Raw genomic sequence first — 21695 nt, 5'->3', positions numbered from 1 at the left:
GATTGTCGGTTATGCGGCGACGGCCTCGTAGATGTCCTCCTCCTGGGCCGTGTGCATGCGCACCAGCGTTTCGATCGCCTCGATCACGCGCTGGGCGTCTCGAATGAGGTAGCGGTCGATCTTCTCCGACGGCAGATCCTCCGCGATCCGGGCGAGCAGCCGCGCCAGATGCAATATCTCGCGATGTGCACGGCTCATGGCAGCGAGCCCGTGGCGGTCGCGCAGCACCTCCGTCAGCTTCGGATAGACGCTGTCTTCGTCCTCGCGTTCGTGCAGCACGACGCTGCCCTGCACCAGCCGGTGGGCTTCATCAATCAGGGCGGCGGCAGCTTCAGGCACCGCATCGTCCAGCGCATCGACGATGTGGCGCAAGCGGTCGAGATCCCTGAGCAGGGCCTGATGATCGTGATGCAACGTCAGCCCCTGCTCCGCCGTGAGACGCGGTCCAGCCCTGACCAGGGGTGGATTGAGCGCTCGCAGCGCGTTCAGAATGACGGCGACATCGATCACCTCCTGAACGATCGCGGCGGGCACGGGAGCTAACCAGCCGAGGCTGGCGGCGGCCATTGCCACCAACGACAATCCCATCCCGACGAAGATGCTTTGCAGGGCGATGCGCCGCGCACGCTGCGCGATGATGATCGCTTCGCCGACCCGATCGAGCCGATCGGTCAGAATCACCACATCCGCCGCCTCCGAGGAGGCACTGGCCCCGCGCGCGCCGAGCGCCACCCCGGTGTCGGCCACGGCCAGCGCGGGGGCATCATTGATGCCGTCGCCGACCATGATGGTCGGATGCAGCCGCTGCTCGCTCCGCACCGCTTCGACCTTGTCCGAGGGAACGCGATCGGCCAGCACGGCGTCGAGATCGAGTGCCGCCCCGATGGCCTGCGCCGCCGCGGCGCGATCACCCGTGACCATCACCATGCGCGCGATGCCGGCATCGCGCAGCAGCCGGATCGCGCGTGGCGTATCGGCTCGCAATTCGTCGGCCAGCAGCAACGCGCCGACGAGACGGCCGTCGACCGCGACAAACACGATCAGGGCCGAGCGCCACGAGGCACGTCGGATCGCCCGCAACTCCCATGGCGAGAGCTCGGCACGCGAGAGAAGCAAATCCCGCGAGCCCGCCGCCACGTGCCGTCCATCGATCTGGCCGCTGAGGCCGGACCCCATGGTCTCCTTGACGTGCTCCGGCGGCTTCAGCTCGAGCCCTTGGGCGAGGGCCGCGGCGACAACCGCCTTCGCCAGCACGTGATGCGACGCCTGTTCGAGCGAGGCCCCGAGCGCGAGGACCTCAGCCGGATCCTCGCCCGGCGCAACCTCCACGGACAGCAGCCGGGCGCCACCCACGGTCAGGGTCCCGGTCTTATCGAACAGCACCGTGTGCGCACGGGCCAAGGCCTCCAGCGCCCTTCCGCCCTTGACCAGGATGCCGCGGCGGGCCGCTCGCGCCACACCCGAGATGAAGGCTACGGGTGCGGCCAGGATCAGGGGGCAAGGCGTCGCCGCCACCAGCACGGCAAGGCTGCGGGTGACGTCACCGGAGATGCGCCATGCCACGAAGGCGACGACGAGCGTTACGGGCAGAAAGATCAGCGCATACCGATCAGCCAACCGCACAAAGGGCGCTCTCGCCGTTTGTGCCGCAGTCACCATGCGCACGATGCCCGCGTAGGTGCTCTCGCTGGCCGGCGCCGTCACGGTCAGCTGAAAGGTCTCACCCGCATTCAGAGAACCGGAAAGAACGGCGCTTCCGCGGGTCTTCTCCACCGGAATCGGCTCGCCCGTCACCGCGGACTCGTCGATCGTGGCAAAAGCCGACGCAACGACCCCGTCGACCGGCACGATCTCGCCGGCCTTGACCAGCAGCTCCTCGCCGACCGCGACGTCCTCGACCGGAACATCCTCGATCCGCTCGCCGGATTTGCGATGGACCTGCCGCGGCGCCCGATCGACCAGGGACCTGAGATCATGCTCGGCCCGTGCGACCGCGATCTCCTCCAGCACGTTGCCGCCGGAATACATCAGCGCGACCACGGCGCCTGCGAGCGGCTGTCCGAGCGCCAGCGCCGCACTCATCGACAGCAGCGCGATCGCGTCCACGCCGACGCGGCCTCGCAGCAGATCCTGGACGATCGAGACCGCCAACCCCGCGATCACGGGCGCCGTGCCGAGCGCCCAGGCGACGTCGGCTAGATAAGGCCGGCCCATGGTTCGCGCGACAATGCCGGCAGTCAACCCCGCGATTGCGATCGCAACCAATGCCCATCGCAGCACCCGATCAAACGACATGGCTTGGCGCGCCCGCCCTTCGGGTCGGCTCAATGTTGTGGGGCAACGGCGTTCTTGTTCCTGTGCATGAACGTCATCATCTCCTCAAGCGTGAGCTTGCCGTCCTTGTCGCGATCCATGGCCTTGAAAATTCGCTCGTGAGCGACCTGAAACTCCGGCAAGGCGATGTTTCCGTCGCCGTCGGCATCCATCAGCGCGAAGATGACGCGGAAGACGACCGGCGGCTCCGCGGCGTCACCGCCTGCCGCGCCATGTCCCTTCATGCCTTGTCCCATCATGCCGCGCTTCATCATTCCCATCATGTCTCCACCGCGCGTCGAGCTTTGCCGCTCGGCGGAGGATGGGTTTGCAGGAGAGCCCGACTGCGACGACGCCGGCGCCTGGTCCTGTCCTGATTGATGGCTCTGATGGTCCGCCGGCGATTGCGCCAGAGCTGGCTGGCCCAGGATGGCGAACAGCAATCCTGCAGCAACGGTTCGGCCTATCATGGGGCTTTCCTCCGACGTGGTGTAAACCTAGGAGGATGTCGAACTTCGCCGAGTTCATCTTGAGCCAGATCAAGAAGGGGGGCTCGTGCTCCAGCCTGCGCCCGTGGCTTTTCGACGTGAAATGACCTTGGCGCCGAATCCGGCCGGCGAGATCGCACGACCGGAACCCAGGGCTGCCGGCGGCTTCGAGCGACCTCTTGCGTCGGTGCGGCCGGTGTCTCCGCGAGCTAGCCGTCCCTGCGGGCGCAGCCGATCGCCTCGGTCAGCACCTTGCGGTCGCCGATGTGATTGGCGAGCAGCAGGATCAGCCGGGCGTTCATGCGCAGCGCCTGCTCCTCGTCGAGGTCGCGCTGGCTGTTGATCAACTCGGCATAGAAATCGTCGGGATCAGCGATGTTCGGCGACAAATTGAGCATCATGCCGCAAGCTCCGTCCGGTCGGCGGTGTCGTGGCCGGCGGCGCGCAGCACCGCCTGTGTGATCCTGGCCTCGTCGAAACCGCTCCAGCGCGCGGCGACATATTGGTCGGGGCGGAACAAATAGGTGGTCCCGGGCGCAGCGCCGTAACGTTCCGCAAGAAGACCGGTGGGATCCTCGATGTCGCGGCCGACCAGAATGAGCTTCGCCGTGAACGGCCCGACCGCGATCTCGGTCTTGTCGCTTACCTTGCCGAAGGCCACGACCGTGAAGCCGTCGCCGAGACAATGCAGGAACCAGGCCGGCTTGCCGTCCACCGCGATCGGCGCATCCGCCGCATTCGTGCCGGGCCGCATGCCTCCCGGCATTGCGTCCTGGTCCGGCGTGTTGAGCGCAGACGTCAAATAGGGGGTCGGCGTCGAGAGTCGTCCGCTGTTGACCAGCGGCCGGGCAAAGCCGTGATGCCGGGCGAGCTCCAGCACCGCGTCACGGAAATAGCGGCTCGGCTTGGTCTTCGGGGTGATGAAGTCGGTGGCCCGCGTCGAGTTCAGGATGTTGTCGTCCGCGGCATAGGCACGCTCCTCGTGATAGCTGTCGAGCAGCGCTTCCGAGGCTTCGCCGCGCAGCACCATCGCGAGCTTCCAGGCGAGATTGTCGATGTCCTGCACGCCGGTGTTGGCGCCGCGTGCGCCGAACGGCGAGACCTGATGCGCGGCATCGCCGGCGAACAGCACCCTGCCTTGCCGGAAATTGTCGATGCGCCGGCAGGCGAACTGATAGATCGAGACCCATTCGAGCGTGAACTCGGTGTCCTCGCCAAGCATGGCGCGAATGCGCGGGATCACCCGCTCGGGCCGCTTTTCCTCATCGGGATTGGCCTCCCAGCCGAGCTGGAAGTCGATGCGCCAGATATTGTCGGCCTGCCGGTGCAGCAGCACGGACTGGCCGGGGTGGAACGGCGGGTCGAACCAGAACCAGCGCTCGGTCGGGAAATCCGCCTTCATGGCGACGTCGGCGATCAGGAAGCGGTCCTGGAAGAACTGCCCGGTGAACTCGGCGCCCACCATCTTGCGCACGTCGGAATTGGCGCCGTCGCAGGCGATCACCCATTGCGCCTCCATGGTGAAGATGCCGTCGGGCGTTTCCACCGCCAGGGTCGCGTGGTCGGCGGCCTGCTTGAGGCTGATGAGGCGGTGCTTCCAGCGCAGCTCGATCAGCGGATTGGCCCCGCATCTGGCGACCAGCATCTCCTCCAGATGATATTGCTGCAGGTTGATCATGGCCGGCCATTGGTGTTCGGCCTCGGGCAGCAGATTGAACTGGTAGGACAGCTCGTCCCGGAAGAACACCTTCCCGACATTCCAGCTGACGCCGCGCTCGACCATCGGCGCCGCGCAGCCGAGGCGGTCCCATATCTCGAGCGGACGCTTGGCGTAGCAGACCGCGCGCGAGCCGATCGAGACGGTGTCGTTGTCGTCGAGCACCACGACCGGCTGACCGCGTGCCGCGCAATCGAGCGCCGCGGTCAGGCCGATGGGACCTGCGCCGATCACCACGATCGGATGCCGCTTCACGATTCCCTCGGCCTGCTCCTGGGACCGGCGATAGCCGAACTTCGGATAGATGTAGCTCATGTTCGCTTCCTGATGCACGGGGCCCGGGTTCAATGCGCGTCCGCGAATTCCTTCTCGTGCATCCAGGCGGTGTGGCGCGGCGGACGCTTGGTGCGCGACCATTCCTCGACCATCTCGTGCGCAACCGACTTCATGCGCTCGATCTGCTCGGGCGTCGCGGTCCAAGCCGCGATCTCCAGGCGATGACCGCTGGGATCGCGGAAATAGATCGACTTGAAAATGGTGTGGTCGGTGACGCCGACGACGTCGAGGCCGGCGGCCTCCGCGCGCGCCTTGGCCTCGTCGAGCTCGGCGAGATCCTTGACCTGGAAGGCGATGTGCTGGGTCCAATCCGGCGTGTTGGGGTCGCGGCCCATCGGCGGCGAGTTCGGCAGCTCGAAGAAGGCGAGGATGTTGCCGTTTCCGGCATCGAGGAAGATGTGCATGTAGGGATCCGGAGCCTTGGTCGACGGCACCCGGTCCTCGGCAATGGCGCCGAGAAGATCCATGTTCATGACCTTCTTGTAGAATTCGACCGTGGCCTTGGCGTCGACGCAGCGATAGGCGACGTGATGGATCTTCTCGATCTTCATGATTTCGCTCCCTGGATTTGCCGTTGCGAAATTGGTATCAGATGTTACGATTTCCTGGATTTGATCTCGATCAATTGGCTCGGAAGATTCTGCCATGGACCGGCGAGGCGGAAACGGCATGACGGGACGCTCGGGCGTGGCACGCGGGCGGGACGCCACCGCGCGCGGCGCGGCGCAGGACGGTGGCGAGCTCGACCTGCAGCGATATTTTCCATACCGGCTGGCGCGCCTCGCCGAACAGGTGTCGCTGGCGGTTGCCGAAGTCTATTCCGAACGCTTTGCACTGACGCGGCAGGAATGGCGGGTGCTGGCGATCCTCGGCCTACGGACGGAAATCGCGACCAAGGAGATCGGTCCGCTGACGACGCTCGACAAGATGCAGGTCAGCCGCGCCGTCCAAGGCCTTCAGTCGCGCGGCATCGCGAGCCGCAAGCATCATCCGGAAGATCGGCGCGAGCTGATCGTCGCGCTGACCCCGGCCGGCCGCGCGCTCTATCGCAAGATCGTGCCGTTCGCGCTGGCGCGGGAAGCGGAGCTGCTCAGCGTGCTGACCGCCGAGGAGGTGAAGGTGCTCGACCGGGTGATGCACAAGCTGTCGGATGCGTTGCGCTAGGCCGCGTGCTCATAAATCAACCGCAAGAATCGATGTCCGCTTGCCGCCCAATAGCGGCGCGAAAGCGGACGTTGTCGGACTTCCGAGAAGGGCCATAAGGAGACATGCCACTATTGCCCACCGGCAGAAGCTCGCGGAAACAGATTCGAGAGCTGAGGTTTACTTCCTGTCTAGTCGATAGGTGCTAGATTTGCGGCCCGCAGAGTCCTGCGATGTATGAAGGTTCCAGCAGGGGGTGGAATGATCGCGACCATGCTACTCTACAATGCGGTGGGCTTTGTTATAGCCGCCTTCTGCTTTGCAAAGTTCTTTGTGCGCCATCTCGCATGGGGCTGGGCATTGGCTGCCTTGGCTAACATTCCTAGCTTTAGCTTCTTGTCACTGTTTCTCGACCCAAGACATGGCGGCGACCTCTACGTTTTCGTCGCCTGGGGTCTGAGCGTGTACATCGGTTTCGGCGGTTTTGGCATTGGTGCAATCGTTGGAATGTTCGTCGCATCCAAACGAGCGCCTAATGAGCCAAAGCATCTAAATACCTACGCGGCCAATGCAGAGCCGCGCTACGAGCCTGTTCGCCGATCCTTGCGACTAAAGGCGAGAGTGGCAAGCTGGGTGTCGAATCGCAAGCGGTGATGCTTGCCGTGCTTTTCGCCTCTAGCCTCACATCAACTGGAGTGGAGAGGTCAGCTTTGGGTCGATCGCGACGGTCGGCCGAGTTTAAGTTAAGTCCAGTCTACCCCTGACCGCTGACATTTCGTTGGCCATCGGCTGCGACGCGATGGGCCACATGCGGAAGTCGCAGTCTCTAGCTTCGGACAAGGGCTAGTCATCGTTTGGCGGCTGGGATGCAGCCTGTCTCTTCGTGCGGTCCGATACGAGACCCCAAACGTGACCAAGCAGTAGTCCGGGCAACCAACCGGCGCAGAAGCCAACGAAACCCGTCAGAACAAAAAGGATAGCGTAGCTGATGGTGAACCACGTCGGGGGCGTCAAGAACCGCCCCGGCAATAAGAGAGCTAAACAAACCAGCGCGCTGATTATCAGCGGCCCAGCGCTTTTCCGAAAGTAAAGACCGAAGATCGAGCCGACGATGATACCGACAACAAACCAGATCTGCACCTGAGGCTGACGGGCGTAGTCTGAAATGATTGTCGACAATTCCGTCATGCGCAGTTCTCGCCTCGCGGTGTAGCGTAGGCAATTACTGATGCTGCGGGAGCTTGAAGAACTGGAAGGCGACGAATGTTGTGCATCGCAGAGTTCGGGCTCACCTGTTCGATCAAATTGACTGGGTAAACCTTACCACAAGATCGATCTCTGGTCTGCTTCGGGTCATAAAGAGCCGTCCGCGGCGGCGGGACGTGGGTCGGCTCGACACCCGAAAGCGGACGCTGCGACGCTCATCAAGGATGAGCCGCAAGGCCACTTCAAGACATCGCCCCATGGGTATAGACAGGGCCATCGTCCACCCGGAGAGCAGCAAGTGGGCCGAATAGCAACCTTCGTATGGATCGCAACGTCTATCACTATCATTGGGGTCGCCACTTCACTCGGGGCTCAAGCAACACCGGAGGCGTCGGCGTGCCGATACCTCGCTGGTCTACTCGATAAGGCAGCGCCATCAGGGCCGTTGTTCCTGCCCAGCTATCCGACCGTCGAATCAGGGCCTCTCCATGGCGCCGCCTATCTCTATGACAATGCGGTAGCCGCCATCGCATTGGTTGGTTGCGGCGAGCGAAACAAAGCGTATCGAATTGGCTCGGCGATTCTCTGGGCCATCGATAACGATCGCAGCTGGCATGATGGGAGGCTCCGGAACGCATACGCCGCGGGTGTGGTGGCGAGTGGCCCCGCCAAGCTTCCAGGGTGGTGGGACAATACTCAGAACAAATGGTTAGAGGATCGATATCAGGTGGGCAGCGATGTTGGTAACATCGCATGGGCCATGTTGGCGTTGCTGTCGATTGATGATGTAAGCACCGGCTCCGGGTTCCGCGATGGTGCAGCGCGGCTTGGCGCTTGGGTCGCGCAATGGGCCGACACGCGCGGTACTGGCGGTTTCACGGGTGGTACGTTTAGCCACGAGCCGACGCCGGAAGTGCGGACGTGGAGATCGACTGAACATAATACTGACCTCGCCGCCGTCTTTGGCCTTCTTTCGATCCGTACAGGCGATCCGCGGTGGCGCGATAAGGCAACGGTTGCCGAGTACTTCGTAAATACGATGTGGAATCCGGGGTGCGCCTGTTTTGCCGCGGGGACCGCTGAAGACGGCGTCACCCATAATCCGATTTTGGCTCTGGATGCCCAGATCTGGCCTTTAACGGCGCTTCGCGGAGCGGCCGGGAAATTTGCATCGGCAATGGCGACCGCCGAACAGCGAATGAGTGTCGGCGGAGGATTTTCTTACGGTGAAGACCGGGACGGTGTGTGGACCGAAGGTACGGGGCAAATGGCTCTCTTGATGAAATTGCTCGGCAAGACTGAGAGGGCAGAATCGTTGATCGCTGTCATCGAATCCCAGAGGTCGCCCGATGGTGGATTCTATGCCACGACTGCCCGCGCGTTACCGACGGGGTTCGTGTTGGACACCGACCCGACCAAGCCGCGAAACTATTTCCGATTGTCACATCTTGGCGCCGCTTCGTGGGCTGCCCTCGCGGAATGTGGGTTCAATCCCTTTACGATGACAAGGGGACTTCCCTAGCTAAGCCGCAGTGCTTCTCGTCTCGGTTTTCGATCTGTTTTGGTACAGTGCTGAGCGCCGATCAGACCCTCTCAACTCTTTCTGGATCGTCCAGGTCGTGACGACGCTTTGCCTCGGGACATGGAACTCTCCGCAGCACGCGTCTCGGCGGGAACGAGATGCCCAAGCGGCAGTTGCGAGGTTTGCTTCAGGCGATCGAGAACGATGGACGAGCGCACATGCGCGACGCTGTCGTGCGGCAGAAACACCTCGTTGAGAAGCCGCGCGAGTGCCTTCAAGTCGGTGATCGTCACCTTGATGAGGTAATCGGCTTCGCCTGTCAGCGCATAGGCCTCCTGCACTTCCTCCCGGCTCTCGATCAGCTTGAGGAAGCGCCGCGAATTGTCCGGCGAGTGTGTCGCAAGCGTCACCTGCACGAAGACGACGATGCCGAGTCCGAGCATTTCGCGGTCGAGGTGAGCGTGGTAGCTCGCAATCGCACCGGCATCTTCGAGCGCCGCGCGGCGGCGCGAGCATTGCGATGCCGATAGACCGACGAGGTCGGCCAGTTCGAAATTCGACAGGCGTCCGTTGGCCTGAAGCGCCTGCAGCAATTTGACGTCGAACTGATCCATGCGTGATCCTTGCGCAAAAATGCCAATATCCGCATGTTTCACGCATCGCTTTGCTTTGTCGAGCGGATTTTGCGGGGATCGTGCAAGCTGCCGGCAGTATATTTCCGTCGGATCAGACAGCTTTCCAGGAGTGCGACATTGGGCCCCTTCCCTCACGATGCCCCGCCCGCCACGATCTCGGCGCTCAATCCGGCCGGCACTGATGGCTTCGAGTTTGTCGAGTTCGCCCATCCGGAGCCGCAGCAGCTTGCCAAGCTCTTCGAGCAGATGGGCTACACAGAGGTCGCGCGGCACAAGACCAAGGACATCTCCCTTTGGCGCCAGGGAAAGATCAATTACGTCCTGAACCGGGAGCCGAACTCCCATGCGGCGCGCTTCGTCGGAGAACACGGCCCCTGCGCGCCGGCGATGGCCTGGCGCGTCGTCGATGCCAAACATGCCCTGAAGCGCGTCCTCGAGCTCGGCGGAACTGAATATACCGGCAGCGACAAGTCGCTCGACGTCCCGGCCGTGGTCGGCATCGGCGGATCCCTGCTGTACCTGGTCGAGACCTATGGCGCGAAGGGCTCGCCCTATTCGGCCGAGTATGACTGGACCGGCGACGTCGATCCGACCCCGAAAGGCGTCGGGTTCTACTATCTCGACCACCTCACGCATAACGTCATGCGCGGCAACATGGACACGTGGTACAAGTTCTACAGCCAGACCTTCAATTTCCGCGAGATCCGCTACTTCGACATTTCGGGCAAGCTGACCGGCCTGACCTCGCGCGCCCTGACGTCGCCCTGCGGCAAGATTCGGATCCCGATCAACGAGAGCGCCGACGACAAGAGCCAGATCGAAGAATATCTGCGCCAGTACAAGGGCGAAGGCATCCAGCACATCGCCGTCGGCACCGACGACATCTATTCGGCGACCGACGCCATCGCGGCGCGCGGGCTCGAGTTCATGCCGGGCCCGCCCTCGATCTACTACGACAAATCATTTGACCGCGTGAAGGGCCACACCGAACCGCTCGATCGCATGCGCAAGCACGGAATCCTGATCGACGGCGAGGGCGTCGTCAATGGCGGGCTGACGCGCATCCTGCTTCAGATCTTCTCCAAGACCGTGATCGGTCCGATCTTCTTCGAGTTCATCCAGCGGAAGGGAGACGACGGTTTTGGCGAGGGCAACTTCAAGGCCCTGTTCGAGAGCATCGAGGCCGATCAGATTCAACGCGGCGTGCTCAAGGCATCCTGAGGGAGGTCGCGATACAAGACGCATGGAGGAGCTATCGCGGCGCGCCGGCGGAGGGAACTATCCTGTGCGACGCCAGTGACATCGGTGAAGGCATCTGCAAGTCGATCCGATCCGGCCCGGCTGATTTTCCGATCCTGATCGTCAGATCGGCGGGCGTTCTGGCAGCCTACGTCAATGCGTGTCCCCACCAGTACCTGCCGCTGGATCATCGCGGTGACAATCTGCTGAGCGCGGACGGCACGATTCTCCGGTGCACCAATCACAGCGCCGGATTCCGCGTTCAGGACGGCGTCGGCGTCGAAGGACTCGGCCTGAACTGCACCCTCGACGCCATTCCGATCGCCGTGGATGACCAGGGCCGAATTCGCGTGCAGGCCGCATCGACGACCTGATCAAGCGAGATTGTCGCCAGGCGTGGCGCCGCCAACAGATCACGCCTCATCCGCAACCGTGTTGCGGAGCACGCCGATGCCTTCCGCTTCGACCTCGACGACGTCGCCGGGCTTCAGCCAGATCGGCGGGTCGAAGCGCGCGCCCGCACCCGTCGGCGTACCTGTCACGATGACATCGCCGGGAACCAGGGTCGTGAACGTCGAGATGTAGTTGATGATCTTGCGGAAGGAGAAGATCATCCGGCTCGTGCGGTCCTGCTGGCGGACGTCGCCATTGACCCGCGTTTCGAGCTTGACGTCGGCAAGCTGACTCTCATCGGTATAGGGGATGAGCCAGGGTCCGATCGAACCGGTCCGATCGAAGTTCTTGCCCTGCGTCACGTTGAACTTGGCGTGCCTTACCCAATCGCGGATCGTGCCTTCGTTGCACAGCGACAGCGCGGCGATGTGCCCGAGCGCCTCGCCCTGCGCAATCCTGCGCCCACCCTTGCCGATCACGATGACGATCTCACCCTCGTAATCGAGCTGCGGGCTCTCCGGGGGACGCAGCAAAGGCTGTTCATGGCCGGTGAACGAGCGCGGAAAGCGGATGAAGAGCGATGGATTTGAGGGAGCCGCCTGCCCGTCCTTGTATTCCTCGTTGCGGTCGGGAAAGTTGACGCCGACGCAGATGATCTTTTCCGGTGCCGGCACGGGAATCTCATAGCGGATGTCTTCGACCGGAAAATCCGCAGCTCGCGCGGCGCTCTCCTCGGCCAGAGACAGCAGCGCACCGTCCTCGATCACTTCACGCAGGCTGGGCCAGCGCTTGCCGTGACGCCCGGACAGATCGACCACGCCACGGTCCACGAGCAGGCCGTAGCCGGGCGCAGCGTTGCGGGTGAAGCTGATGAACCTTGGACGAGACATGCGCGGCCTTCCTTGTTGATTGTGTTGCCAGCCGATCAGGGCGCGATGATCGGCTGGGCCGCCAGCTCGGCGTCGCGCGGCATAATCCCGGCGAAGAGGCTGCCGTGTTCGAACCAGGATCTCGGCGCGGGCGCCCCCCACAGCGTCTGACGCTGCGGGTCCTTCAGGTCCCATTTGATCGGTTCGAGATCGGGATCGACGGTCTGGTAATCCGAGCAATAGATTTCGATGCGGTGACCATCCGGATCGAGGATGTAGAGGAAGAAGGCATTCGAGATGCCGTGGCGGCCCGGACCGCGTTCGATGTTGGAGACCCATCCGGTGGTCGCCATGAGGTCGAGAAGATCGATGATGTTGAGCGGGGTCGGCACCCAGAACGCGGTGTGGTGCAAGCGCGGGCCGCGGCCATTGGTGAACGCCAGGTCGTGAACGCCGCCTTTGCGATGGGTCCAGGCCGCCCATAACCGCCCGCTCTCCTCGTCCTCGGTGTACTCCGTCACGCGGAAACCGATCTCGTTGTAGAAAACGACGGATTCGTCGACGTTCGGCGAAAAGCAATTAAAGTGGTCGATGCGGAGCGGTTTCACGCCCCTGTAGAGAGCGTACTTCTGATGAATCGGCGGCAACCGGTCCATCTTCGAATAGAACTCGAGCGGGATGCCGTGCGGATCGCGGGTACGGAAGGTGCGCGACTGATAGGGTCGCTCCACCCATTCGACCGGCAAAGCCCTGCTCTTGAAGAAATGAACTGCCTTGTCGAGGTCTTCTTCGCCGAACAGCTTGAAGCCGAGATCGCGGGCCTCGATCTTGTCGGACTTCCTCAGCACGATGCAATGGTGACCGCGTTCTTCCATCGCCCGAAGATAGATCGCATCGGAGCTTTCGTCCGTCACCTGCAGACCGAGCGTGTCGACATAAAACGCGCGGGACTTGGCGAGGTCGCTCACGCCAAACTCGACATGACTGAGACGGACGATGTTGAATGGCGGATAAAGGTTGGGCGCAGGCAATGCCATGATATCCTCCTTTTGGGTCTGCTGCGGACCGCTTAACCGCCCAATTTTTGGATCTTATGCGCGGTGGTGGCGAACGCGACGTTCTTCGTCTCCATATAGAAATCGAACGACCAATCGCCGCCGTCGCGGCCGATGCCGGAGCTCTTCACCCCGCCAAAGGGCGTCGGCAGGTGGCGGACGTTCTCCGAATTGACCCAGATCATTCCGGCTTGCAGCCGGTCGGTGAAGCGGAAGGCGCGCGTGACGTCGGCTGTCCAGAGATAGCCGGTGAGGCCGTACTGGACGTCGTTGGCGAGCGCGAGCGCCTCCGCCTCGTCCTTGAACGGAATCGCCGTCAGCACCGGCCCGAAGATTTCCTCCTGTGCGATGCGCATTCGGTTGTTGGCGCCGGTAAAGAGCGTCGGGGCGACGTAGCAGCCGCCGCCGGGACCATCGACCTTGCGGCCGCCGGTGGCAATCGTCGCGCCCTCCGCCCTGCCGATCTCGACGTAGTCGAGGACCTTCTTCTCGTGAACGGGATGGATCAACGGACCGATGACGGTCTCGGGATCGAGCGGATGTCCCACCTTGATCCGGCCGGCCTTCTCCGCGACCATCGCGGTGAATTTGTCATAGATGCTCGCCTCGACGAGAAGGCGCGAGGAAGAGGTGCAGCGCTCGCCGTTGAGAGAGTAGATCATGAACACCGCCGCATCCGCGGCGCGATCGAGGTCGGCATCGGCGAACACGATCACCGGGTTCTTGCCGCCGAGCTCGAAATGAACACGCTTCAAGGTATCGGCGCCCTGCTTCATGATCATCGAGCCGGTGCGGCTTTCCCCGACGAATCCGATCGCCTTGACCAGCGGATGCTCGGTCAGCGCCTTGCCGGCGTCCTCGCCAAGGCCGTTGACGAGATTCCAGACGCCCTTGGGCAGACCGGCCTCTTCGGCGATCTCGATCAGCAGGCGCGCGGTCAGCGGCGAGAATTCGGCCGGCTTGTGAACGATGGTGCAGCCGGCCGCGAGCGCCGGCGCGATCTTCCACGTCGACAGCATGAATGGCGTATTCCACGGCGTGATGACGCCCACCGGACCGATCGGCACGCGGGTGGTCATGTTCACCTGGCCGTCGGTCCGAAGCGACTTGCCATCGCGCGCCTCGGGCGCGCGGTCGGCATAGAAGCGGAAATTCTCGGCGCCCCTCAGCGCCGCCTTGGCCATGAACTTGAGGGACTGCCCGGTATCCATGCATTCGACGAAGGCGATTTCTTCGGCGCGAGCGACGATGGCATCGGCAACCTTGTGCAACAGCGCTTTCCGCGCCTCACCGGAGGTCTCGGCCCATTGCGGAAAGGCCGCGTGCGCGGCCTTCGCGGCCCGATCGATGTCCGCGGCCTTGCCGTGTGCCACCTTGGCGAGCGGCTTCAGATCGACGGAAGAGATCGTCTCGAATGTCGCGCCGTCCGCAGCTGGGACGTCCTCGCCGCCGATACGGTTCAGCACCCCATGCTGCGCGAACCGGGCAAGGTAGCGTTCCGCCCTGGCGATGTTTTCCGCAAGCTTGGACATCACGGGTCCTCCCTCGTTCGAGCCGTTGCGACCGGCAGCTCTTTGTGTGGCGACGGCAGAAGGCAATGCGCGTTCCGACGCACAACGTCGCCTTGCTGGCCGCTATATACTTAACATGTTAAGTATTCCGCCCGCTGTCAAGAGGTTTGCTTGTCGAAGTTCGGCGAGCGCAGCATAGGTCCGACCTCATTACACAGAAGGCCGGCGTGAGTTTGGATCTGGCGCTTCGCGCCCTCCGCAGACCCGATTTCGAGGGTTCTCAAGATCGCGCGTGCGTGCCGGCCAGCCCCTCGAGAAGGGTGACGGTGGTCATCAGGCTCCGGCTCGGCGGAGTCATCTGCCCGGCCACCTCGCGCGCCCGGGCGGCGCAGCCCGACTCCAGGACGGTCCGCAGGTCGTGTCGAAGGGTGTCCCGGGTCGTTGCGGCGAGACGACGCGAGGTGCCGACGCCCAGGCGTTTGATTTGTCTCGCCCATATAGGCTGGTCGGCGCCTATCCACAGCACGAGAGCCGGGACGCCGGAACGCATGCCGGCGGCCGTGGTGCCGGCGCCGCCATGGTGAACGATGGCCCGGCAGCGCGGCAGCACGGCGGCGTGATTGACCGAAGGCACGATCATGACGTCCGGTGTGGGAGCCGCGCCTTCAAGCGGCAGGACTCCGGAACAGATCAGCGCACGCTCGCCGAGCTCCCGGCACGCATCTGTGATCATGGCAACGGTCTCCGCCGGTCTGTCGACCGGCATGCTGCCGAACCCGAAGTAAAGGGGGCGGCGGCCGGCGGCAATCCAGGAATTCACGGAATCGTCGAACTCGGACGCGGATTGCAGGGTCAGCGTGCCCACCAACGGTCTCTTCCAGCCCCATTCCGCCTCGAGCCCGGGAAAGAACACCTTGTCATAAGCTTGAATCTCCAGCGCGCCGGATTCGACGATATGACGCACAGCACGAATTCCGGATTGCGGAAGCCCGAGGGCGCGGCGCTGCTCGTCATAGGCCGGCCGCAACAGGCGCCAATGCGACCACTCGGCGAGCGACCACAAGGGCTCGACCAGTTTCGGGGGCAATCGAACCGGCAGGATGTGGTTGTTCGCCCTGACGGGGAAGTAATGCAGGGCGGCAAGCGGCACCCCCTCGGCCTCGGCAACGTTGGCGGCCAGCTCCTGATAGGTCGTACCGCTCAGGATCAGATCGGAACCGGCCGCCAACCCGGTCAGGGTCGCGCTCATGTCCGCCCAGCCGTCGGCGAGGTACTTGCGCGCCTGGCGCAGCACCTTGACCGGATTGCGCAACTTGAACCAGTCGCGGAAAACCTCCGCCTCGAGCTGGCGTTGGGAATCGGGACCGTAAGATCTCACCGAACTGAGGCCGGCCGACTCGGCGAACCCGACGAGATTGGGAGGCACGGCCATCCTGACGTCGTGACCGCGGCGCTGCAGCTCACGTGCAACGGCAGCCGCAGGCTCGACGTCTCCTCGTGTCCCGTGGACTGCGATGGCAAACCTGATGGTCCCGCTCCGGTTTTCGAAGGTGTCGCGTGATGGCGTTCGCGTCGGTGCGGGGCCATCGGCCATGTTTCAAGCCGCGAGAAGATTTGGAGAATACGAAATCATGGATGTCAAGCGCGGGCCCTTCATGCTAATTGACACTGGTCGAGCGCATGGCTTACGGCTTTCTCAGTACGATATTTTCTTCAAAGTCTGCGCTGTTTTGCTCGGAAATCCATGATCAAGCCATGACGTTGCCCCAGGCCCTCAGCGACGGCGCACCCGACGCCTCCGATCTTTCCGCGCTTGCAATCGATCGTAGCGCCGGCTCGCGCCGCCGCCGACGGATGCGCCAAATCCTGGGGCGCGTGCTTCTCCTCGCCCTGCTCGTCGGCATCGGTGGCGCGACGTGGCTGTGGCGCAGGCATGCGCAGATCATCGTCGAGACGGCGGTGGTCTACTCCGTCTATCCGTCACAGGCGCTGACGCTGCTGAACGCGACCGGCTACGTCGTTGCGCAACGCAAGGCATCCGTCGCCTCGAAGGCGACAGGCCGTCTCGAGTGGCTCGGTGTGCTCGAAGGCAGCAAGGTGCGCGAGGGCGAGGTGATCGCCCGGCTCGAGAGCAGCGACACGGTGGCAGTGCGCGACCAGGCGGCCGCCAACGTGCAGGTTGCGGAAGCCAACCTGGCCCAAGGGCGGGCGGAGCTGACGCAGGCGGAAATCGCCTTCAAGCGTTCCGAGGCCCTCGGCGAGAAGAACATCATCAGCGAATCGACGCGCGAAACCGCCGAGGCACGCCTCGCCAAGGCGCGCGCTGCGTTTAGCGGATATGGGGCCGCCATCGCCGCGGCGCAGGCCAATCTGCGCGCCTCCGAAGTTGCCGTCGGACAGACCCAGATCCGGGCGCCCTTCGACGGCGTCGTCCTCACGCGCCACGCCAACGTCGGCGACACCATCACACCGTTCTCGCAGGCGGTCGACACCAAAGGCGCGGTCGTCACCATTGCGGACATGGACTCGCTGGAAGTGGAAGCCGACGTGGCGGAGTCCTCGTACCTGAGCATCCACGCCGGGCAACCGGTCGAGATCCAGCTGGACGCGATCCCCGGCGAGCGCTTCGAGGGCGTGGTCAGCCGGATGGTGCCGACCGTGGATCGCGCCAAGGCGTCGACCCTCGTGAAGATCCGGTTCGTGCAGCGCGACCCAAGGATGCTTCCGGACATGAGCGCAAAGGCGGCTTTCCTCGAGCGAGAGGTATCGGAGAAAGAGCGCAAGCCCGTGCTTGCCGTGCCGGCGGCCGCCGTCTTCGAGGTCGATGGGCGCCAGCATCTCTATGTCGTCGAGGATGGCAAGGCCCGTCTGCGGACCGTAGATCTCGGCGCGAAGATAGGCGACCAGATCGAGGTCCGCGACCTCAAGGCCGGCACGCGTGTCGTGGTCCGGCCGCTGGAAGATCTCGTCGACGGGCGCGCAGTGAAGCAGGCCACGAAGTGACCGTGCTTCGCATCTCCGACCGGCCGACCGGAGAGGACGTGCTGATCGCGCTGAGCGACGTCAGCAAGAGCTACCGCCGCGGCGCGCAGATCGTCCCAGTGCTCTCCAGACTCACCTTCGACATCCGCCGCAAGGAGTTCCTCGCCCTGATGGGCCCGTCGGGGTCGGGCAAGTCGACCATGCTCAACCTGATCGCCGGCATCGACAGTCCGGATCAGGGCTCGATCAAGGTGGGCGGCGAGGACATCACGCTCCTTCCGGAAGCCGAACTCGCCGACTGGCGCGCGGCGAACGTAGGCTTCATCTTCCAGTTCTACAATCTGATGCCCGTGCTCACGGCGCTCGAGAACGTCGAGTTGCCTCTCACGCTCACCAGCCTGGGGCGGCGCGACCGCCGGGACCGCGCGCAGCTCGCGCTCAGCCTGGTCGGCCTCAGCGATCGCGTCAAACATTTGCCCTCGGAACTCTCCGGCGGACAGCAGCAGCGCGTCGCCATCGCGCGGGCGATCGTCACCGACCCGACGGTGCTGGTGGCCGACGAGCCGACGGGCGACCTCGACCGACAGTCGGCGAAGGAGGTGCTCGAGATCATGCAGCGACTCAACCGCGACATGGGCAAGACGATCGTGATGGTCACGCATGATCACCGCGCCGCCGCGCATGCGAAACGCATCATGAATCTGGAGAAGGGCGATCTCTCCTATCTCGTGGAGCAGCGCCTTGAGTGAGTGCCGACCATGAGCCAGTGGCTCACGCTCGTGGCGCGCAACGTCTTGCGCCACCGGCTCCGCACCTCCCTGACGCTCGTCGGTCTCATCGTCGCGATCCTCGCCTTTGGCGTGCTCCAGACCGTCGTCAAGACGTGGTATGCGGGCGTGGATGGCGCCGTTCCTTCGCGGCTGCTGACCCGCAATGCCGTCTCCTTTACGCTTCCGCTGCCGAAATCCTATCAGAAGCGCATCAGCGCCGTCGAAGGCGTGCGGCGCGTCACCCACTTGAGCTGGTTCGGCGGCGTCTACAAGGATTCGAAAAACTTCTTTCCCCAGTTTGCGATCGACGCCGCGAGCTATCTCGACATGTTCCCCGAGCTCCTGGTGCCGGACCAGGTGCGGCGCGCCTTCCTGAGCGAGCGCCGCGGTGCGATTGTCGGGCGCAAGCTCGCCAAACGCTACGGCTTCAAGCCGGGCGACGTGATCCAGCTGCGCGGAACCATCTTCCCCGGCAATTGGGAGTTTGTGATCTGCGGCGTCTTCGATGGCCGGGATCCCAAAACCGACACCTCGCAGCTGTTCTTCCGCTGGGACTACCTGAACGAGACACTGCGTGTGCGCTCGAAGGCACAAGCCGACCAGGTGGGCGTGTTCGCGGTCGACGTCGTTAGCCTGGACAGCGTTGCAGACGTCAGCCAAGCCATCGACGAAGTGTTTCGAAACTCGCTGGCCGAGACGCTCACCGAGACCGAGCGCGCGTTCCAGATCGGCTTCGTGAAGCAGACCGAGGCGATCCTCATTTCCATTCGTGTCGTCTCCTTCGTGGTGATCTTCATCATCCTGGCCGTGATGGCGAACACCATGGCGATGACGGCGCGCGAGCGGCTCCGCGAATACGCCACGCTGAAAGCCATCGGCTTCAGTCCCGGCTACGTGGCGCGATTGATCCTCGGGGAATCCGTCCTGATCGCGTTGATCGGCGGCGCGATCGGCATCGCGCTTACGCCCCCGGTCGCCGCCCGCCTTGCCGAGCTCTCCGCAACGCTGTTCCCGACCCTGTTCGTCAGCGTCAACACCGTCATGCTGCAGGCACTTGCAGCGTTGGTGGTCGGGATTCTCGCCGCACTCTGGCCGATGCGCCGGGCAGCCCGTGTCCGCATCGTCGACGGCCTTCGGGCGTTGGGCTGATCATGCCGCTGCTGCTCTCCTACAGCTTGCGAAACCTGCAGGAGCGCAAGCTCACCAATTTGCTTACCGCGACCGGCATGGCCCTCGTGGTCTTCGTCTACGCCGCCGTGCTCATGCTCGACTCCGGACTGAAGCAGACGCTGGTCGCGACCGGCGAAGACACGAACGTCATCTTCGTGCGCCGCTCTGCGGAAGTCGAGATCCAGAGTTTGATCGATCGCCGGCAGGCCAGGATCATCGAAAGCCAGCCCGAAATCGTCATCGGAGCCGAAGGAGCGCCGCTGGTATCGAAGGAAGTGGCGGTTTTGATCGCGCAGCCAAGGCGCAAGACCAGGCAGGCGAGCAACCTGTTGATCCGCGGCGTCGGTCCGGCCGCCCTCGCCGTGCGTCCGCACGTTCAGATCGCCGAGGGGCGCATGTTTCGCCCGGGGTCGAACGAGATCGTCATTGGCCGGGCCCTCGCGGGGCGCTTCGAAGACATCGAGATTGGATCGAGCCTCCGGTTTGCCCAGCGGGAGTGGAAGATCGTGGGACGGTTCGACGCGGGCGGCAGCGGGTTCGATTCCGAGATCTGGGGTGACAGCGAGCAGCTCATGCAATCGTTCCGACGCGACTTCTTCTCGTCGATCACGGTACGGCTCGCCGATCGTTCCGGCTTCGACACCCTCAAGGCGCGCCTCGAAGCGGATCCCCGCCTCACCATCGAGGCCAAGCGCGAGCGCATCTTCTATGAGGAACAGTCACGCCTGCTCTCAGGGTTCATTCAGGTTCTCGGGCTCACGCTTTCGGGGATGTTCTCGCTCGGCGCAGTCATCGGCGCGACGATTACGATGTACGCGGCCGTGGCCAGCCGCATGATGGAGGTCGGAGTGCTGCGCGCGCTCGGATTTCGGCGCTCGCGGATCTTGGTTGCATTCCTCGTCGAGGCGCTGCTGCTTTCGCTGATCGGATGGGTCGTTGGAATCTTGTTGGCGTCACTGATGACGCAGGTGAAGATCACGACACTGAACTGGACGTCGCTCTCCGAGCTTGCGTTTCGGTTTGTGCTAACGCCCGGCATCGTCCTGCGGTCGCTGGTCTTCGCCCTCGTGATGGGCTTCCTCGGAGGTTTCCTGCCGGCCGTGCGCGCCGCCCGCATGAAGATCGTCGACGCGCTACGCGTCGCTTGAGCGCTCGGCTGCCTAATCCTTATTGTGGCGCAATATTGTTGTTGGCCGGTTGTCGTCAACTCACCGTCCCGCATATGGACATATCCGCGAGCGCATCGCGCACGAAAGGCGCCAACTGGGTACGGGTTGTTATGCGGTCCGGCGTGTATCCGGACACGGTCGCGAATAGCCGCTCGCCGACACGGCAGCACGCCACGAACAGCACGCCGTCGAGCCGCTTGAGCTCCGAAGCTGTATAGCGCTCCAAGACAGAAACCTGCAGAAGCGATGCTTCGCCGAAGGGGCGGTTCACGTCGGGCGGCAATTCGCCGACGCTGCATCCAACGGGCAGGTCCGCCCCGAGCGCCTCCCGTTCCAGACGGCGCGCCAGCCACAGCGGCACATAGGGAACCAGCGGAAACAGCGGCGACACATCGTCGCCGTTCCGGATCAGCGAGGCCAGTGCGGCCTTGACGTCGCGCTGCAAGGGGCGCGGATCATTGCCGCAAGAATCGGGGTCTGCCATCACCGTGATCGACCGCAACGCGTTGCCGCGCCGGTCCTGCGAATGGCGGTCGCTGACGGGCAGCACCAGCTTCACACGTCCTGATGCGTCTAAGCGGCCCATTCGGAAAGCGAGCCGCGCCGCGAATGCCAAGATCAGCGTGTTGCTCGCAACGCCCAGATCCGACGCGCGCCGTTGGCACGCTCCTGCGTCCATAACCACCTGCACCAGCGGCAGGGCCATGGCCGGCTCGAGCGGGCTCCGGCTTCGCGCGGGAGAGTTCGAACGCGCCCTCTTCTCGCGCGACCGTCGCGCGAGAGCCCCCATGGCGCGCCAAACACCCGGCAGGGCGCGCAAGCTCTCGATGCCGTCGCGTGCCAGCATCACCGGAGACCATCGCCAGGACGGCGCGGGGTGCCCGTAATCGACACGACGACCAGCCACCGCGTCGGCGATGGCCTCGCCGGTGGCTTGCATGTCGGCGATCGTGTGCGACACCAACATCGTCAGCGCGCAGCCACCGTCCTCTAGCGCCTGGACGACCAGACGCCAGCCAGGCCCATACTCGGGATCCACCGGTTGCTCGAGCAGCACACCCCGCAACTCGGGGAGAGACTTCCGGGGGAGCGGATCGCTGAACCACGTGATCGGGCCTGGTGCAGAGTTCGCCACCCAGCGATGCCGTCCCCAAGGCAAGGGTGAACGCTGCAGGAG

General features: G+C 63.8%; 20 protein-coding genes and 1 pseudogene. 9 read left to right on the top strand and 12 right to left on the bottom strand.

Translation table 11 applies throughout. The annotated features are described in order from the left end of the window. Positions 1-9: 9 nt before the first annotated feature. The 5 genes from K410_RS0111880 to K410_RS0111855 form a co-directional block, all read right to left on the bottom strand. Positions 10-2295: a heavy metal translocating P-type ATPase gene (locus K410_RS0111880; RefSeq protein ID WP_028135053.1), complete on the bottom strand. Its 2286-nt coding sequence runs from the start codon at positions 2293-2295 to the stop codon at positions 10-12. Between the two features lie 29 nt (positions 2296-2324). Beyond that, the gene (locus K410_RS0111875; protein WP_028135052.1) at positions 2325-2783 is read right to left on the bottom strand and encodes an EF-hand domain-containing protein; all 459 of its coding nucleotides are present in this window, start codon (positions 2781-2783) and stop codon (positions 2325-2327) included. 227 nt (positions 2784-3010) lie between these two features. After that, positions 3011-3202, bottom strand: a complete 192-nt coding sequence (locus K410_RS0111865; protein ID WP_028135051.1) for a DUF2783 domain-containing protein — start codon at positions 3200-3202, stop codon at positions 3011-3013. Then, positions 3199-4833 carry an FAD-dependent oxidoreductase gene (locus K410_RS0111860; RefSeq protein WP_049820248.1) on the bottom strand — a complete coding sequence of 545 codons (1635 nt, stop codon included), beginning with the start codon at positions 4831-4833 and terminating at the stop codon, positions 3199-3201. The genes K410_RS0111865 and K410_RS0111860 overlap by 4 nt, the downstream gene beginning before the upstream one ends. Before the next feature lie 29 nt (positions 4834-4862). Further along, entirely contained in the window at positions 4863-5405 is a 543-nt protein-coding gene (locus K410_RS0111855; protein WP_028135049.1) for a VOC family protein, read from the bottom strand. Between the two features lie 118 nt (positions 5406-5523). On the opposite strand from K410_RS0111855, the gene K410_RS0111850 reads away from it, so the two are divergent. Both K410_RS0111850 and K410_RS0111845 read left to right on the top strand, forming a co-directional pair. Beyond that, on the top strand, positions 5524-6018 hold the full coding sequence (locus tag K410_RS0111850) for a MarR family winged helix-turn-helix transcriptional regulator (protein ID WP_028135048.1): 495 nt from the start codon (positions 5524-5526) through the stop codon (positions 6016-6018). Positions 6019-6258: 240 nt separating this feature from the next. Then, positions 6259-6651, top strand: a complete 393-nt coding sequence (locus tag K410_RS0111845) for a hypothetical protein (RefSeq protein WP_028135047.1) — start codon at positions 6259-6261, stop codon at positions 6649-6651. Between the two features lie 189 nt (positions 6652-6840). Here K410_RS0111845 and K410_RS0111840 read toward each other — a convergent pair whose 3' ends face one another. Continuing rightward, the gene (locus K410_RS0111840; RefSeq protein ID WP_028135046.1) at positions 6841-7185 is read right to left on the bottom strand and encodes a hypothetical protein; all 345 of its coding nucleotides are present in this window, start codon (positions 7183-7185) and stop codon (positions 6841-6843) included. A 463-nt stretch (positions 7186-7648) separates the two neighbouring features. On the opposite strand from K410_RS0111840, the gene K410_RS0111835 reads away from it, so the two are divergent. Next, positions 7649-8725 (top strand): hypothetical protein, encoded by a 1077-nt coding sequence (locus tag K410_RS0111835; RefSeq protein WP_028135045.1) that lies wholly within the window; start codon positions 7649-7651, stop codon positions 8723-8725. A 155-nt stretch (positions 8726-8880) separates the two neighbouring features. On the opposite strand, the pseudogene K410_RS36775 reads toward K410_RS0111835, so the two are convergent. Beyond that, positions 8881-9339: pseudogene (locus K410_RS36775) on the bottom strand (Lrp/AsnC family transcriptional regulator); the annotation flags it as partial. 138 nt (positions 9340-9477) lie between these two features. On the opposite strand from K410_RS36775, the gene hppD reads away from it, so the two are divergent. Beyond that, positions 9478-10581 (top strand): 4-hydroxyphenylpyruvate dioxygenase, encoded by a 1104-nt coding sequence (gene hppD, locus K410_RS0111825; RefSeq protein ID WP_028135044.1) that lies wholly within the window; start codon positions 9478-9480, stop codon positions 10579-10581. Continuing rightward, positions 10575-10973, top strand: coding sequence for a Rieske (2Fe-2S) protein (locus K410_RS41520; protein WP_210164242.1), 399 nt, complete (start codon positions 10575-10577; stop codon positions 10971-10973). Before hppD ends, K410_RS41520 begins: the two co-directional genes overlap by 7 nt. Before the next feature lie 39 nt (positions 10974-11012). Here the strand turns inward: K410_RS41520 and K410_RS0111820 are convergent, their stop codons facing one another. The 4 genes from K410_RS0111820 to K410_RS0111805 all read right to left on the bottom strand — a co-directional run bounded on the left by K410_RS0111820 (position 11013) and on the right by K410_RS0111805 (position 16021). Continuing rightward, complete coding sequence (locus K410_RS0111820) at positions 11013-11882, bottom strand: fumarylacetoacetate hydrolase family protein (RefSeq protein ID WP_028135043.1); 870 nt, start codon at positions 11880-11882, stop codon at positions 11013-11015. Between the two features lie 35 nt (positions 11883-11917). Next, positions 11918-12898 (bottom strand): 3,4-dihydroxyphenylacetate 2,3-dioxygenase, encoded by a 981-nt coding sequence (gene hpaD, locus K410_RS0111815; protein WP_028135042.1) that lies wholly within the window; start codon positions 12896-12898, stop codon positions 11918-11920. A gap of 32 nt (positions 12899-12930) precedes the next feature. Further along, positions 12931-14448, bottom strand: coding sequence for a 5-carboxymethyl-2-hydroxymuconate semialdehyde dehydrogenase (hpaE, locus tag K410_RS0111810; RefSeq protein WP_028135041.1), 1518 nt, complete (start codon positions 14446-14448; stop codon positions 12931-12933). 259 nt (positions 14449-14707) lie between these two features. After that, positions 14708-16021, bottom strand: a complete 1314-nt coding sequence (locus K410_RS0111805) for a glycosyltransferase (protein ID WP_210164236.1) — start codon at positions 16019-16021, stop codon at positions 14708-14710. Positions 16022-16182: 161 nt separating this feature from the next. Between K410_RS0111805 and K410_RS0111800 the strand changes: the two genes are divergently transcribed. Genes K410_RS0111800 through K410_RS0111785 form a run of 4 tightly spaced genes read left to right on the top strand, consistent with a single transcriptional unit; the run spans position 16183 to position 20497 of the window. Next, entirely contained in the window at positions 16183-17430 is a 1248-nt protein-coding gene (locus K410_RS0111800) for an efflux RND transporter periplasmic adaptor subunit (RefSeq protein WP_049820019.1), read from the top strand. 11 nt (positions 17431-17441) lie between these two features. After that, positions 17442-18158: an ABC transporter ATP-binding protein gene (locus tag K410_RS0111795; RefSeq protein WP_028135038.1), complete on the top strand. Its 717-nt coding sequence runs from the start codon at positions 17442-17444 to the stop codon at positions 18156-18158. A 9-nt stretch (positions 18159-18167) separates the two neighbouring features. Beyond that, positions 18168-19328, top strand: coding sequence for an ABC transporter permease (locus tag K410_RS0111790; RefSeq protein WP_028135037.1), 1161 nt, complete (start codon positions 18168-18170; stop codon positions 19326-19328). A 2-nt stretch (positions 19329-19330) separates the two neighbouring features. Continuing rightward, entirely contained in the window at positions 19331-20497 is a 1167-nt protein-coding gene (locus K410_RS0111785) for an ABC transporter permease (RefSeq protein WP_028135036.1), read from the top strand. Positions 20498-20552: 55 nt separating this feature from the next. Here K410_RS0111785 and K410_RS0111780 read toward each other — a convergent pair whose 3' ends face one another. Then, on the bottom strand, positions 20553-21575 hold the full coding sequence (locus tag K410_RS0111780) for a hypothetical protein (RefSeq protein ID WP_049820018.1): 1023 nt from the start codon (positions 21573-21575) through the stop codon (positions 20553-20555). Between the last annotated feature and the right edge of the window lie 120 nt (positions 21576-21695).

The sequence above is a fragment of the Bradyrhizobium sp. 22 genome (assembly GCF_000482425.1).
Taxonomy (GTDB): Bacteria; Pseudomonadota; Alphaproteobacteria; order Rhizobiales; family Xanthobacteraceae; genus Bradyrhizobium; species Bradyrhizobium japonicum_B.
This window is presented reverse-complemented; position numbering and strand designations above follow the sequence as displayed.

Bases quoted from the DNA above. Each gene is read 5' to 3' on its own strand.
- hpaD (WP_028135042.1), bottom strand. From the start codon at position 12,898: ATGGCATTGCCTGCGCCCAACCTTTATCCGCCATTCAACATCGTCCGT.
- K410_RS0111880 (WP_028135053.1), bottom strand. From the start codon at position 2,295: ATGTCGTTTGATCGGGTGCTGCGATGGGCATTGGTTGCGATCGCAATC.
- K410_RS0111845 (WP_028135047.1), top strand. From the start codon at position 6,259: ATGATCGCGACCATGCTACTCTACAATGCGGTGGGCTTTGTTATAGCC.
- hpaE (WP_028135041.1), bottom strand. From the start codon at position 14,448: ATGTCCAAGCTTGCGGAAAACATCGCCAGGGCGGAACGCTACCTTGCC.
- K410_RS0111820 (WP_028135043.1), bottom strand. From the start codon at position 11,882: ATGTCTCGTCCAAGGTTCATCAGCTTCACCCGCAACGCTGCGCCCGGC.
- K410_RS0111850 (WP_028135048.1), top strand. From the start codon at position 5,524: ATGACGGGACGCTCGGGCGTGGCACGCGGGCGGGACGCCACCGCGCGC.
- K410_RS0111855 (WP_028135049.1), bottom strand. From the start codon at position 5,405: ATGAAGATCGAGAAGATCCATCACGTCGCCTATCGCTGCGTCGACGCC.
- K410_RS0111875 (WP_028135052.1), bottom strand. From the start codon at position 2,783: ATGATAGGCCGAACCGTTGCTGCAGGATTGCTGTTCGCCATCCTGGGC.
- K410_RS0111805 (WP_210164236.1), bottom strand. From the start codon at position 16,021: ATGGCCGATGGCCCCGCACCGACGCGAACGCCATCACGCGACACCTTC.
- K410_RS0111860 (WP_049820248.1), bottom strand. From the start codon at position 4,833: ATGAGCTACATCTATCCGAAGTTCGGCTATCGCCGGTCCCAGGAGCAG.
- K410_RS0111785 (WP_028135036.1), top strand. From the start codon at position 19,331: ATGCCGCTGCTGCTCTCCTACAGCTTGCGAAACCTGCAGGAGCGCAAG.
- K410_RS0111790 (WP_028135037.1), top strand. From the start codon at position 18,168: ATGAGCCAGTGGCTCACGCTCGTGGCGCGCAACGTCTTGCGCCACCGG.
- K410_RS0111865 (WP_028135051.1), bottom strand. From the start codon at position 3,202: ATGATGCTCAATTTGTCGCCGAACATCGCTGATCCCGACGATTTCTAT.
- K410_RS0111800 (WP_049820019.1), top strand. From the start codon at position 16,183: ATGACGTTGCCCCAGGCCCTCAGCGACGGCGCACCCGACGCCTCCGAT.
- K410_RS0111840 (WP_028135046.1), bottom strand. From the start codon at position 7,185: ATGACGGAATTGTCGACAATCATTTCAGACTACGCCCGTCAGCCTCAG.